This is a genomic window from Lacticaseibacillus jixiensis (assembly GCF_042847315.1).
GTDB lineage: Bacteria > Bacillota > Bacilli > Lactobacillales > Lactobacillaceae > Lacticaseibacillus > Lacticaseibacillus jixiensis.
In genome coordinates this window covers 15406-27891 of record NZ_BAAFPR010000013.1, presented here as the reverse complement: position 1 = coordinate 27891, position 12486 = coordinate 15406, and the positions used below count along the sequence as shown (strand labels likewise).

General features: G+C 49.9%; 14 protein-coding genes and 1 pseudogene. 2 read left to right on the top strand and 13 right to left on the bottom strand.

Annotation, left to right across the window (positions count from 1 at the left end; all coding sequences use genetic code 11):
• Window positions 1-270: 270 nt before the first annotated feature.
• Window positions 271-2109 (bottom strand): diguanylate cyclase, encoded by a 1839-nt coding sequence (locus tag ACGG90_RS09465; RefSeq protein WP_390408773.1) that lies wholly within the window; start codon window positions 2107-2109, stop codon window positions 271-273.
• A gap of 285 nt (window positions 2110-2394) precedes the next feature.
• Here ACGG90_RS09465 and ACGG90_RS09460 point away from each other — a divergent pair, with 285 nt between their 5' ends.
• Window positions 2395-3018 carry a sugar O-acetyltransferase gene (locus ACGG90_RS09460; protein ID WP_390408770.1) on the top strand — a complete coding sequence of 208 codons (624 nt, stop codon included), beginning with the start codon at window positions 2395-2397 and terminating at the stop codon, window positions 3016-3018.
• A gap of 118 nt (window positions 3019-3136) precedes the next feature.
• Window positions 3137-3682 carry a hypothetical protein gene (locus ACGG90_RS09455; protein ID WP_390408768.1) on the top strand — a complete coding sequence of 182 codons (546 nt, stop codon included), beginning with the start codon at window positions 3137-3139 and terminating at the stop codon, window positions 3680-3682.
• 66 nt (window positions 3683-3748) lie between these two features.
• Here the strand turns inward: ACGG90_RS09455 and ACGG90_RS09450 are convergent, their stop codons facing one another.
• The 12 genes and pseudogenes from ACGG90_RS09450 to ACGG90_RS09395 form a co-directional block, all read right to left on the bottom strand.
• Window positions 3749-4693 carry a phosphoglycerate dehydrogenase gene (locus ACGG90_RS09450; protein ID WP_390408765.1) on the bottom strand — a complete coding sequence of 315 codons (945 nt, stop codon included), beginning with the start codon at window positions 4691-4693 and terminating at the stop codon, window positions 3749-3751.
• A 17-nt stretch (window positions 4694-4710) separates the two neighbouring features.
• The gene (locus ACGG90_RS09445) at window positions 4711-6450 is read right to left on the bottom strand and encodes an ABC transporter ATP-binding protein (RefSeq protein WP_390408763.1); all 1740 of its coding nucleotides are present in this window, start codon (window positions 6448-6450) and stop codon (window positions 4711-4713) included.
• Window positions 6451-6540: 90 nt separating this feature from the next.
• Window positions 6541-6990 (bottom strand): tRNA (adenosine(37)-N6)-threonylcarbamoyltransferase complex ATPase subunit type 1 TsaE, encoded by a 450-nt coding sequence (gene tsaE, locus ACGG90_RS09440; protein WP_390408760.1) that lies wholly within the window; start codon window positions 6988-6990, stop codon window positions 6541-6543.
• A gap of 114 nt (window positions 6991-7104) precedes the next feature.
• Window positions 7105-8079 (bottom strand): phosphate acetyltransferase, encoded by a 975-nt coding sequence (gene pta / locus ACGG90_RS09435; protein ID WP_390408757.1) that lies wholly within the window; start codon window positions 8077-8079, stop codon window positions 7105-7107.
• Window positions 8080-8425: 346 nt separating this feature from the next.
• Complete coding sequence (locus ACGG90_RS09430; protein ID WP_390408754.1) at window positions 8426-8614, bottom strand: hypothetical protein; 189 nt, start codon at window positions 8612-8614, stop codon at window positions 8426-8428.
• Window positions 8615-8628: 14 nt separating this feature from the next.
• The gene (locus tag ACGG90_RS09425) at window positions 8629-9324 is read right to left on the bottom strand and encodes a type II toxin-antitoxin system death-on-curing family toxin (RefSeq protein ID WP_390408751.1); all 696 of its coding nucleotides are present in this window, start codon (window positions 9322-9324) and stop codon (window positions 8629-8631) included.
• Between the two features lie 44 nt (window positions 9325-9368).
• Window positions 9369-10511 (bottom strand): GH25 family lysozyme, encoded by a 1143-nt coding sequence (locus tag ACGG90_RS09420; RefSeq protein WP_390408748.1) that lies wholly within the window; start codon window positions 10509-10511, stop codon window positions 9369-9371.
• A gap of 28 nt (window positions 10512-10539) precedes the next feature.
• Window positions 10540-10779, bottom strand: a pseudogene (locus ACGG90_RS09415) (phage holin); the annotation flags it as partial.
• Window positions 10769-11062, bottom strand: a complete 294-nt coding sequence (locus ACGG90_RS09410) for a hypothetical protein (protein WP_390408745.1) — start codon at window positions 11060-11062, stop codon at window positions 10769-10771. The gene ACGG90_RS09410 and the pseudogene ACGG90_RS09415, both read right to left, overlap by 11 nt.
• 28 nt (window positions 11063-11090) lie before the next feature.
• On the bottom strand, window positions 11091-11225 hold the full coding sequence (locus ACGG90_RS09405) for an XkdX family protein (protein WP_390408743.1): 135 nt from the start codon (window positions 11223-11225) through the stop codon (window positions 11091-11093).
• Window positions 11222-11536, bottom strand: coding sequence for a phage infection protein (locus tag ACGG90_RS09400; RefSeq protein ID WP_390408741.1), 315 nt, complete (start codon window positions 11534-11536; stop codon window positions 11222-11224). Before ACGG90_RS09400 ends, ACGG90_RS09405 begins: the two co-directional genes overlap by 4 nt.
• Before the next feature lie 19 nt (window positions 11537-11555).
• On the bottom strand, window positions 11556-12485 hold the full coding sequence (locus ACGG90_RS09395) for a hypothetical protein (protein WP_390408738.1): 930 nt from the start codon (window positions 12483-12485) through the stop codon (window positions 11556-11558).
• Window position 12486 lies beyond the last annotated feature (1 nt).

The following is a 12486-nucleotide window of genomic DNA, read 5'->3' as shown; positions in this document are numbered from 1 at the left end:
AGGTGAGCCTTGCACAGTTCGCGAGGCTCACCTGACACCACACGTTTCACGGCCTGACCGACGCTTACCCCACGCACCTACGCTTCACCGATCCTACTAAATTTTAATCAGGTTACTGACTGGCTGATATACCAAAAAGGATGAACAATCTCAGTCAAAACCCGATACAAACGGACACCGCTTGGTTTCACATCTGCTCGTGTTGAATAAATCGTTCAAACAAAATAAGCTATCGAATCCACAAAAAAACCGACCCCATTTAGGATCGGTTTACGCCAAACGCGGCAGTTCTGGACGATCGAAGATATCGCCTTGGGCAAAATGCCCGTGCAACACGTCGCTGACATATGCGGCATCGACAGAATTTTCAATGCCGGCGAAAATCACGTCGGTATGATTGGCCCGACAGCGCTGATACCAAGCAACCATCCCCGCTTCTGCGGCTTGATCATCAGCAAACGCCTCGCGCAAGTCAGCCAAAGTGAGCTTCAAGCCGTCGATTTGCGGCAACAACTTGCTGATTTTGGCGGCATTGTGCTTGAAGTCAGCGACTTCCAATAACACGCGAATGTCTAATTTCTGGTAACGCTGCATGCACACTGCCAGCTGCTTGGGATCAGGCAGACTGGTCAAATTCAACCACAACAGCTTCGGCACCGCATCCCCTTGCATGAACGCCGCAAGCTGCTTTGTGATTTGCGGATCATAGAACTCATCCAACGCCAAATAAAGCGACATGCGTTCATCAGGATTCATCCGTGTGGCTTCTTTGAGAAAAGGCAGCTTCACTGCCAGCGGTTGCGGATGGGTCACGACTTCCCAGGTTTCGTCGGCACGCTGATAATGCGCCAGCTTGACTTCATTGGCGATCACGGCTAGATTTTGGTTAAGATCCACGATCCGCTGAGTGAAATAGCTATAGGTTTCCATCGCCCGTTCCGGTCGCGTCGTGGTGGCAGCTTGACCGGCCATTGTGATGGTGTCGCGGCCTCGCTGTTTGGATTGATACAAGTTGGTGTCAGCGCGCTTTAAGAGCTGTTGCACATCCTGATCGCTGTGGCGCAAGTTGGTCACACCACAAGAAATCGTACACTGGATCTGATATTGGCCACTGATTAAAGGGGCTTCTCGAATCGCCTGCCAGCACTGCCGCGCCAAAGCCAATGCGGCTTGTTCATCGGCATGTTGGGCGATGATGGCAAACTCTTCGCCACCAGTGCGGTATAAGCGCGCATCATCTGCCAGTTGCGCTTGCAGCCGCTTGGCCAAGGCTGTGAGCACATCGTTGCCAACCAAATGACCGTATTGATCATTGATCACCTTGAAATAATCCACATCCAAAGCAATAATCGCCAGCTCATCAGCGCCATTTTTGGCCGTCGTGAACGCTTCGGCGATATCGCGTTGATAGCGCGCGAAAGTCAACGCATTGGTCAGCGCATCATAAGTGGCGTTGTGGCGAGCGCGCGCATTGCGCACAGCGTCAACATGAACATCATGCAAATACACGCCGGATACGACAATCGCCACTGCCGACAAACCGATCGCTTGCAGCTTGACTGCTGGGGTGAAGTGAATGCCGACGGTGTATTCAGGCACCGTCAACCAAAACATCACCGCAATGCTGAAAATCGCCAGAATGTGCCGGAAAATGTTGTAGCGAATCGCGTGGCCGAGCCACCAGATCACGGCAAACCAAACCGCACAAAAACAAATCACGGTCAAAAAGCCTAATTCAGCGTAATGGCCGCGATAATACATGCCACCGATGCCGATCAACATCGCCCCGCGACAGAGATATTCCAATAAACTGATATCATTATCAAACATCACGAAAGTCAAAATAAAAACCGCCAACGCATTAAACGTTAAACCAGTTTGCGGCATGGACTGGCCATTGCCATCGACAAACAATAACCCCGCCAATGCAATCGCCAAGCCAGGTACCCAGAAGCGGCGCCAGCGGCCGCGCCAAGAATTGCGCGGCAACGCCACAGCCAGTTGCCAAGTACGGGTTTGATAGGTGACAAAGCCCATCGTGACTAATACGACGATCAGCGCCTGGGCCAAATACATCGGCCAAGGCAGCGGTAATGTGTGTGCATTCATTGTGGTCGTTCCCCCAAACGTTGCGCATCGTCAACTAGATGACGTCCCAATGAATTATGGGTACAAATATCTGATTAGCATACCACTATTAAATAATTACCACAAATCACCCCAAAGCGGGTTTAGCGGTGCCGATAAGGCGGAATGCCGCAAAGGCGCGCTTTGCCTTAGCGACGTCACACTTCATCTCACGCAGAGTCACTTTGCACACCGCAGCGACCCTGCTGAAATCCCCCTGCCTTGCGTGGTATGATGGGCATAATCATCATTAAATGAGGCGAGAACATGCAAGATCCTGAATACGCCCGCATGCTGGCGGGACAACTTTACATCACTGAACGCATCAAAGACGAAAACCGCGAACTGCCTGGCAGATTGATCGTCCAGCAGATCAATCAGCTGCCAGCCGATCAACTTGCCCAAATCACGGCTTTAGAACACCAAGTGATCCATGGCAGCGACTTCTTTGTTGAGCCGCCTTTTCAAGTGGATTATGGCAAGCATATCAAAGTCGGCAAGCATTTCTTCTGCAACGTCAACGCAGTGTTCTTAGACACCAATTGGATCACCATTGGCGATAATGTGAAAATCGGCCCGCGGGTAAACTTGTTGACTGCCGGACACCCTATCGACGCCGGCGTGCGCGTGGCGATGTTGGAATTTGCCAAACCCATCACCATCGGCAACAACACCTGGCTAGGCGGCAACGTCACGGTGCTGCCAGGCGTCAACATCGGCCAAAACGTCGTGGTCGGTGCTGGTTCGGTGGTCACGCATGACTTACCTGATGACGTGGTGGCAGTCGGTAATCCTGCTCGGATCTTGCGCCACATTACCGCCGAAGATCGCGCGCAATGGGAGGCCCAAGCAGCCGCTTATCATCAAGCGACTGACGCCAAATCAGATTGATTTCTGTGAAAAACTTGGCGAAATCAGTGATTTGTGCGAGAATTGAATATTGTGCGTTGCCTACAACGCGGAGTATAAGGCTGGCATGTTGTGTTGGCCACAAAGGAGATCAGTTTTCATGGAACAAGTTGCAACTCTAGAATCGATCACGCCGCAAGCCTACAATGAAACGCTCGAACATGTCGATCACATCGGCAACAAGACTTGGCGGGCTAACATCGCCACCCGTCTGCACAACGATGCGCTGGTGTATGCCCAAAGTACCGCGACGACCATCGACGCCGATCCTGAAGCTTTAATCGACTGGCTGTGCAAGCAAGTCGACACCATTTATGCCAAGCACCTGCAAACGTTGAATCAATGGGAAGAAGCAACCTTGGCCGACACGATCGCCCAAGACTTAGCACTTTCAACCAACAGCCAACGCGAAACCCATGTGGCTTGGTTAGCGGCTTTCTTAGAAACCGTGCAAGCCAACTCATCAATGACCAAAAAACATATGAACGCTTTGATCGACGCGGCCTCAGACGCGGTAGCTGCTTTGCCGATCATTCAAACTGCGCCAAGCCAAACCCCAACTCCAGCTGCACCCAAGCAGACTTTAGTGGGCCGACGCATCGCTGGCAAGCGTGCTCGTAAACTACTGGCTAATTTCAAACACTAAGCGAAACATAACAGCAAGCCCTTAAAACCAAATCTCTGGTTTCAAGGGCTTGCCGTTTTTTTGTGGTTATTTAAAGCCGGGGTGGTTCACCGGATATTCTGGCGTGTGTCCGGATAACACCAAATCGATTTGGCGCGCGGCAATTTCTGCCATCACGCGATTGGCTTCTAAGGTATCAGCGCCAATGTGCGGCGTCATGATCACGTTAGGCAGTTGATACAGCGGATCGCTTAACGGCAGCGGCTCAGCTTCAAACACATCCAACGCCGCTTGTGCGATCGTCTTGGCAGTTAAGGCTTGATACAGCGCTTGATTGTCTACCACGCTGCCGCGGGCTAAATTGACCAAACTGGCAGTGGGCTTCATCAGCGCCAACTCCCGCGCCCCGATGCAATGTTTGGTTTCCGGCGTTGCCGCCAAATGCACGCTGACATAATCGGCTTGTTGAAACAATTCATCCCAGCTGACAAAAGTCCCCAACGTCGTGGCTTGCGGATGGCGATCATACAATAACACCTTGACGCCTAATGCATGCAGCAATTGCGCCAAGGCCTGTCCCACATGGCCAAAGCCGACGATGCCAACGACTTCGGCCCTTAACTCATGGCCCAAGGTGGCATAAGCCTGTCCCCATTCGCCGTTGCGCGCCAAGTGATTCACGACCCCGAAATTGCGCGCCAGCATCAACAGATCCATCAAGGCCAATTCAGCGACACTTTGCGCATTGGCTCCTGGCGCATTAGTCACCCACACGCCATGCGCCGCGGCTGTTTCTACATCAATGGCATCATAGCCTACCCCGCGGCGCGCCAGGATCTCAAGGTTAGGCAGCAAGGCATATAAATCATTGGGGATGGGCTTTGAAATCATCATCACCGCCGCCGCATTTGGCGCCAAGCGCAAGATCTCCTCAGCCCCAGGATTTTCACAAGTCACGACATGATAACCGCGCTGGCTCAGCCAGTGATGCGTTAACTCATCTGAAACTTTCGGCAATAATACCGTCTTCATTCTGCATAAACCTTCAATCATTCAAATTGCGCTTGATACAAGGCGGCATAGGCCCCGCCTTTGGCTAACAAGCTGGTGTGGGTGCCGCGCTCGACAACTTGCCCGGCATCCAACACCACGATTTGATCGGCGTTATGCACCGTGGACAAGCGATGCGCAATCACCAACGCCGTGCGATCTTGCAACAAGTGATCAAATGCGGCTTGGATCGCCTTTTCTGATTCGTTGTCAAGATTGGCCGTGGCTTCATCCAAAATGATGATCGGCGCATCTTTTAACAACGCTCGGGCAATGGCCAAGCGCTGCTTTTGGCCGCCAGATAATTTCACACCGCGCTCGCCTACCGGAGTGTCTAACGCTTGCGGCAATTGCTGGATAAACTCAGCCAAATCTGCCAAGCCTAATACCCGCCACACCGCTTCATCAGACGCGTCTGGTCTGCCATACAACACATTATCGCGAATGGTCCCGTCGATGATGTAGATGTCTTGGCTGACAATGGCGATATTTTGGCGCAAATCCCGCAGCCGAATGTCGCGGATCTCAGTGTCATCAAAATAGATATGCCCGCCATTGAGATCATACATGCGCGTAAGCACCTTGGTGATAGTCGTTTTGCCGGAACCGGAGCGGCCCACCAGCGCCGTGGTTTGACCTTGCGGGATATCGAAGCTGACACGATGCAGCGTTGGTGAATCTCCATAATCAAAAGACACTGCCTCTAAGTGGATCGCATGTTGCAGCTGAGGAAAAGGCCCAGCCAGCGGTTTATCGACCACCATGGGCTCAACGCCTTCCACCGCGCGAATGCGGCCGAAAGACACCAAGGACTGCTGCAGTTGATTCAACAGGCGCGCCAAAGTGCGAATCGGCGTTTGCACCATCGCCACATAAGAGATATACGCCACCAATTGGCCCACCGTCAAGGTATGCTGCATGATAAAATACGCCCCTAGCAGCAACACGATCGCCGTCCCCAGATAATTGGCCGAATCGATCAGCGGCCCAAAATAAGCCTGATTGCGCCCGGCGTCGATCATGTTCTCGCGATTGAGTTCAGCGATTTCATCAAAGCGATCCGCTTCCCAATCCTCAGTGGTGTAACTTTTGATCAAATCGATTTGTGTCAAGGTCTGCTGCATCTGATTGGACATCAGCGCTTGGCTGCGGCGGGCCTGACGAAAGGCTTCATGCATGCGCTTGCGGAAGTACCGCTGGATCGCATACATCAACGGGAAGGTGCAAGACACTGCCAAAGCCATCTGCCAATTGATCCAGAAAATCAACACCAACACGCCGATGAACGTAAACGCCGAGCCGATCACGTTCAACATGTTGGCAGAGATCAAACTTTGCAAGTTGTTGATATCAGACGTCAAGCGGGTCATCAAGTCGCCGGTTTTGCTGGACTCGAAGAATTCCGTGTCTTGTTTCAAGATGCGGATGTACAAGTCGTTGCGCAACTCGGTGATGGCGTTTTGGCTCATCACCGCCATGTAATACGTGGAGAAGTAATTGAGGATCCCCAACACCACCGCCGTGATCAACAGAATCGCAATGGCGCCAATCAACAACGTATAACTGCGCTGCGGAATCACCGTGTCGATGATGTATTGGGTGATCTGCGGCACCACAAACCCCAACACGGTGATCAACGTCAGCGCTGCCACATTAAGCCACAACAGCTTCTTCTTCTTCACAACTGTGCCGAAGACGAAGCGGAACATGTCAATGATCGTAGGATCAGAATCTGCCATCCTAGCCTCACCTCATCTTTACTTGGTAACGCTAACATACCATATTTTCGCCAGCCTGGGCGAGTCATTCAACAAGTGCGGAGAAAATGATCATTCGATTGCTTGGGCCAGTTCGGTATAACGCGCCCCATGCGGCAGCAAGTTCACATGGCGGGCCTGGTCATCGTGTTCGTCTTTGACGATTTGGATCATCAAATATTCTTCAGGCAGCGACACGCCGAGAAACTCCGGCCATTCCACCACCGACACGCCGTCGCCTTCAAAATATTCTTCCAACCCCAAATCTTCAGCGCCGCCGTCTTCCAGCCGATAAATGTCCATATGGTACAGTGGCAAGCGGCCATTCTGGTATTCGCGGATGATGGTAAATGTCGGCGACTTGATCGGCCCGTGAATCCCCAAGCCTAATGCCAAGCCTTTGGTGAAGCTGGTCTTGCCGGCGCCCAAGTCACCATCCAACAGCAAAACATCCCCTGCTTGAAGCTGCGGTGCAACAGTTTGCGCCCACGCTTGGAAAGCCGTTTCGTTTGCAAAGTCCATAAGTCGATCCCCTTTGATTGATTGTGCTTATATTATCGCGCGATTGTGGCCAGAATGCCACCCACGCAAAAAGCACCTTTGTCAGCCCAGCCGACAAAGGTGCTTATTTGGAAGTTAGTTCAATGCTTGTGCGGCAGTGATGATGGCTAGCTTGTAGACATCTTCTTCGTTGCAGCCGCGAGACAAATCAGCAACTGGCGCGTTTAAGCCTTGCAGGATCGGGCCGATGGCTTCAAAGTTGCCGAAGCGCTGCGCGATCTTGTAGCCGATGTTGCCGGCTTGCAGATCTGGGAAAATGAAGACATTGGCGTAGCCGGCCACCTTAGAATCTGGGGCCTTAAGCTTAGCCACCGTTGGCACAAAGGCAGCGTCAAATTGTAATTCACCATCTAAGGCCAAGTCCGGCTTCAATTCATGGGCGATCTTGGTCGCTTCAACGACTTTGTCCACTTGCGGGGCCTTGGCGGAACCTTTAGTGGAGAAGCTTAACAGCGCCACTTTAGGGTCGATGTCAAAGATCTTGGCGGTGCGGGCAGATTCAACAGCGATTTCAGCCAGTTCTTGCGCGTTAGGATCGATGTTGATGGCGTTATCGGCAAACAAGTAGCGTTCGTCGCGGCCGCGCTGCATGATGAAGGCGCCAGAGATCCGGGTTGCATCTGGGCGGGTCTTCACGATTTGCAAAGCCGGCCGTACCGTGTCGGCAGTCGAGTGCACAGCACCGGAAACCATCCCATCGGCCTTGCCTAAATAAACCAGCATGGTGCCGAAGTAATTCGGGTCACGCACGATTTTGTCAGCTTGTTCCGGCGTGGCCTTGCCTTTGCGGCGGGTCACGAAGGCTTCGGCCATCGCGTCGTGTGCCGCGTCGGTGGCTGGATCACGCACAGTGACTTTGGTGATGTCAAAACCCTTCTCAGCTGCGACTTTGGCGATTTCAACTGGATCGCCAAGCAGGATCGGCTTGATCAAGCCGTCAGCGGCCAAACGCACCGCTGCGCCAATGATCCGCGGGTCATAGCCTTCAGGGAAAACGATAGTCAAATCTTTACCGTTGATCTTGTTGCTTAAGCTTTCAAATAAGTCCACGATGGGTCCCTCCATAGAAAACGTTTTACTGTGCTAATCATAGCGCATTCACGCCGATTTGACTAGTGTTAGGTGTACCAACTTTGGTAAATAATATCTGCGCTTTAAACGGCCTAAAGCCGCTGTTGGCATGGGCTCAAGTATATCATTACTACCCCACTCAATGCCCTAATTTCCCGTTAATATCTCGTTGTTTCCCGTTAAATCTGGTCACTTTCTGGTCAAAATACGCTCTCACACATCGTGTTTAAATAACGCTACTGCCGCCCAGTTGGGCTTATTTTTTTGCAATCAAAAAAGCCCCACCCCGCGTTAGCAGAGTGAGGCAATGATGAGATTTAATGAGCTACTCCGCTGCAAGCAGAGTTACGGCTTCTTTGATCTCTTTATTTTTCAAAAGAGCGCTAATACCTCTTTTAACCTGTTTAACCGGAACGACACTCTTCATATCAGCATCTGATTGATCTTGTTTTACATTTGATAGTGAGGCGTTCAGAACGTCATCCAAACTTTTTGTTTCAAAACGAATATCCATTGCTCTTGCCTCCATTATTCAAGAAAGTGTAATCCATAGTGAGAGATTCTGTCAATTCCAAATCGCATCGTAAAATTAGCACCATTGTATTCAATCGCTTCGCTTGCGCTATCAAAATATTGTAGTCCAATTTTCCGACGGACAAGTATCTCTAAATCATTCTGACTAATTTCACCCTTGGCAACCCGAACTGTGATCTCATAAAGTTCGTTTCCGTCAACATCTTTCCATGTGAACCCGCAATACAGTAAAAAATAAATAGCTGACAAGAGCGCAGTACGTTTGTTGCCATTGTGAAACATCTGAGTTGTAGCAATTTTGTACCAGTATGCTGCAACCTTTTTGATGATTCCAGGGTAAAATTCTGATCCACCAAAACTATTGAAAATCGCTCCAAGTATTCTATCAATTCCATCTGCATCTTTAACGCCATATGAAGTTTCTTCGCGAAACATTGTTTCTGCTTGAACGTTAATAGCATCAAGTGCAGCGACGTCCAGTATTTGCGGTTGGAGACATACAGCTAAAACAACGGTCTTAATGTGCGTACCGTTTCCTAACAGCTCAATTGACCCTTCAGAACCATTTTGATGGCCTTGTACTAAATAATCAACGTTTTCTTTTGCTCCGACGTCATTCAACATTGCTTCGCCGAGATCAGCAATTGTTTGCCTAGATGGAAAACAAACTCGCACAAATTGTTTATTCATATACCCATCATAACAATTGCGCTTTGAAATTGAAACTGTATTTATCACTTATAAAATGGATTGCTAGTCCCGATATTAATCTGCAAGCGGTCTAGTGGTTGGCCAAAATTGCCGGCATAGCTGTCGGTAAACCCAGCAACCGAACGGCCATCATCACAGACGGTCCGCAACCAACCAGCTTGTGTGGTCGTCTGTGACCGGTAGTAAGCTTGGCTATAAGCCTCACCTGCGGGTGTAATGTAGATCATTTCGACAGCGTCGATGGTCTTGCCGAACGTCCCAGCATAGCCGTTGACAGCGTCCTTATGATTGTAGCCGGTGACCCACGGCAACCACTCGCCACCGATCACGCGGACACGATACTTAATTGTCCCGTGGCTTACTTTGATGCAAAGTGCATCGTGTCGATGATTGGGATTGCCAGCAAAGCCATTGGAGTTTGTGTTGTTGAAGTTAGTGACCGCTCCCAGCCATCCAGCACCTTGCTGGTGTAACTCATAGGTGACGTTGACCGCAATGGCCGTCTTAGTCCGTGTCGTGTGATTAACCACGGCGGGTGTGGAAGCTTTAACGGTTGCCACGGGTTTACCACTGATTGCCGCATACTTGGCCCACGCCAGCTTGTCGCCGTAAAAGGCGTCGAAGTCCAATGATGCACCCCAGCCAGTCAAACGACCAGAACTTGTGTATTGAAACATCGCCATACTTGGCCAGCACTTGAGGGTGCCATACAAATCGCGAGGCTGGTAGCCGTGGACGGCGTTGTAATTGTTGTATTGGGCAATCCACACGCCGTAACCGTCTTTAACAACGCTTGACCAGTCGTAGGCGTTTTCGACGGCCAAACTCATGTAGATTACTGGGCGAACGCCGGTCTTTTGATAGACGTAATCCAGCCAAGACTTGGCCCACGCGACAGATGGGCGTGCGGGTTCGTAGTCCAAAATCAACATAGCCTTGCCGATATATGGCTTGACGGTCGCCAAGTAGTGATCGGCTTCAGCCTGGACGTCACCATTAGAGGCAAAGTGGTAGAAGCCTAATAGCGCCGGTGCTTTGGCAATCTGGTCGGCCAGTGCTGGGTTGGTGTAAGTACTTGATTCGGTCGCCTTTACGATGCGAAAATCACCAGGCATCTTGGGGATTCCAGCTTGATAGTTGGCGATATCAATACCGTTTAAGGTCATTTTACTTGTCCTCCTTCTTAGGTGTGGTGTAAGTCAGTGCTTGAGCACTGTCAGTCAAGCCAGCCGTAGTCGGGTCAGCAACCACACCGAGAATTGACAGCACCGCGAATACCGCATTGACGATGCCGGTCAGTTGCGTGCCTAGGTTGGCAAAGTCCCACTTATAACCAAAAGGCGCAGCCACAGCTTGCGCAAGCAATAAAATAGCCGGCACTAAGGCCAGCCAGAACTTGACGCTCAATACTCGTACTTTCCAGTTAATCTTCATCATCATTATCTCCTTTGATGCCTACATGGTCTTCCAATCGAGTAATCCTAACCGAGTGACTGCCAAGCTCTTCATCATGTGTTTTCAGATGAGTATTCAAGTTTGCCAGCGACTGTTCGTGCAGCTTGAGCTGACGATTAATTGTCTCTGAAAGCACTTGAATATCAGATCGTAATGGATCTAAGGCAATCTTTTTGAACAGCCAACTGCCCGCACTTACGCCCACCCCTATGATTGATATGAACTCCGCCCAGTCACCAATCGTGTATCCAAAAAATGTCACTTTCTCACTTCCTTCCACAAAAATACCGCTAGGCGTTTGCCCCAGCGGCGTAGTCGTTACCGGTAATCTGTTTATATTCATCAAGCGTGATCATTACTGGCACATAAGGTGTTAGATCAATTCCCCAACCGTAAAACAGCGCGCACTGGTCGTAATTGCTCATGAATTCGCCTCCAGTTGTGCTAACCGTAGGCTTAGCGTGGCGATTAGCTGTTGTTCAGTCGTTGGCACAACCTTGTTGGCTTCCGCCTCAATCTCCGCTTGCTTGGCCTTGTCAACTACGATTTCTCCGTCAATCAGCTTGCTGGCACCAAGTACGATCTTGTCGATTTCGGTTTGCGCTAGATCAACGGCGTTTGCTGTATCAAATGGTGCAATCCAGTTTGTCCCATCGTAGAACTCTTGCTGCCATCCGGTGATGTAGCCATTGCTATCTAAGTCAAACAATACCTTTATTTCATCTTTTGATCCCATTTTATACTCCTATGTTAGCTTAAAATGCATAAATAGCTGTTAAGACATAGCCTGCAGCAGGGCTTCCTGATTTCCCATTTTTATCATTACCTTTAATAGTGGTATTAGTCGGATAGCAGTATTTATTGAATGATTCCCCGTAATAGCTAGTCATAGGTAGATTAAATCCAGCACCAGGAAACTTCGCGACCATTGTTTTATAAATTGGTGTTGCTAAAACATCAGTCCCTGCTGGACTCCCATTTTTGTATTCTTGCCATTCAAGCAGCCATCCATTTAAGCATTTACTAACGGGCATAGTTGGTTTCAGCGTTTGACTTCCGTTAAGGAATGCTGTTCCCGTCCATAAAATTAACCCACAACGTTGCATCATTAGCAATTGTTCCGCAGTAATTACTCCGTCATCCCAATATGGACTTGAACTAGCAGAATCTTTATATAGGCTTCCTAAATAAAGTTGCCCATCTCTTAGCCTAACCTCATCAACCTTAGTTCCACTGCCATACATTACAGATCCAATGTCTACCGGGGAAACGTTTGTAGTCGAGTATAAGGAATTATCACTATCTTTATATGCAATCGTAGATAGTGCACCATTTTCAAGCGTTGAAGTCCCATGAACAGTAAACGTCGTGCCATTCTGCTGAACCTTGCTGAATGAAGAAACGAAGCTAGAACCGCTGATTGTTGAACCAGTGATATTCACCGCATTTAATGACACGACATTAAGCACGTCTTGTGAGATTGTTTCGGGAATCCAAGATGAACCGTTCCAACGTTTTAATGCAGTTACAGAACTCATTGTGTCGCCAACCCACCAAATGGAATCTTTAACAATCGTCCCGCTTGGCTGTGCTGTCTGCACGTAGGTCATTGGCACATCTTTGCTACCCGGAGTGCCATCATCTACTCGCGCTAAAGTGATTGTCTCGAGTGCTTTAACTACCATG

What these genes read in the sequence shown, in the direction of transcription:
- ACGG90_RS09460 (WP_390408770.1), top strand. Translation starts at nt 2,395, where the DNA reads ATGCAAGATCCTGAATACGCCCGCATGCTGGCGGGACAACTTTACATC.
- ACGG90_RS09405 (WP_390408743.1), bottom strand. Translation starts at nt 11,225, where the DNA reads ATGAGCAATTACGACCAGTGCGCGCTGTTTTACGGTTGGGGAATTGAT.
- tsaE (WP_390408760.1), bottom strand. Translation starts at nt 6,990, where the DNA reads ATGGACTTTGCAAACGAAACGGCTTTCCAAGCGTGGGCGCAAACTGTT.
- ACGG90_RS09465 (WP_390408773.1), bottom strand. Translation starts at nt 2,109, where the DNA reads ATGAATGCACACACATTACCGCTGCCTTGGCCGATGTATTTGGCCCAG.
- ACGG90_RS09420 (WP_390408748.1), bottom strand. Translation starts at nt 10,511, where the DNA reads ATGACCTTAAACGGTATTGATATCGCCAACTATCAAGCTGGAATCCCC.
- ACGG90_RS09425 (WP_390408751.1), bottom strand. Translation starts at nt 9,324, where the DNA reads ATGAATAAACAATTTGTGCGAGTTTGTTTTCCATCTAGGCAAACAATT.
- ACGG90_RS09445 (WP_390408763.1), bottom strand. Translation starts at nt 6,450, where the DNA reads ATGGCAGATTCTGATCCTACGATCATTGACATGTTCCGCTTCGTCTTC.
- ACGG90_RS09450 (WP_390408765.1), bottom strand. Translation starts at nt 4,693, where the DNA reads ATGAAGACGGTATTATTGCCGAAAGTTTCAGATGAGTTAACGCATCAC.
- ACGG90_RS09395 (WP_390408738.1), bottom strand. Translation starts at nt 12,485, where the DNA reads ATGGTAGTTAAAGCACTCGAGACAATCACTTTAGCGCGAGTAGATGAT.
- ACGG90_RS09430 (WP_390408754.1), bottom strand. Translation starts at nt 8,614, where the DNA reads ATGGATATTCGTTTTGAAACAAAAAGTTTGGATGACGTTCTGAACGCC.
- ACGG90_RS09455 (WP_390408768.1), top strand. Translation starts at nt 3,137, where the DNA reads ATGGAACAAGTTGCAACTCTAGAATCGATCACGCCGCAAGCCTACAAT.
- ACGG90_RS09400 (WP_390408741.1), bottom strand. Translation starts at nt 11,536, where the DNA reads ATGGGATCAAAAGATGAAATAAAGGTATTGTTTGACTTAGATAGCAAT.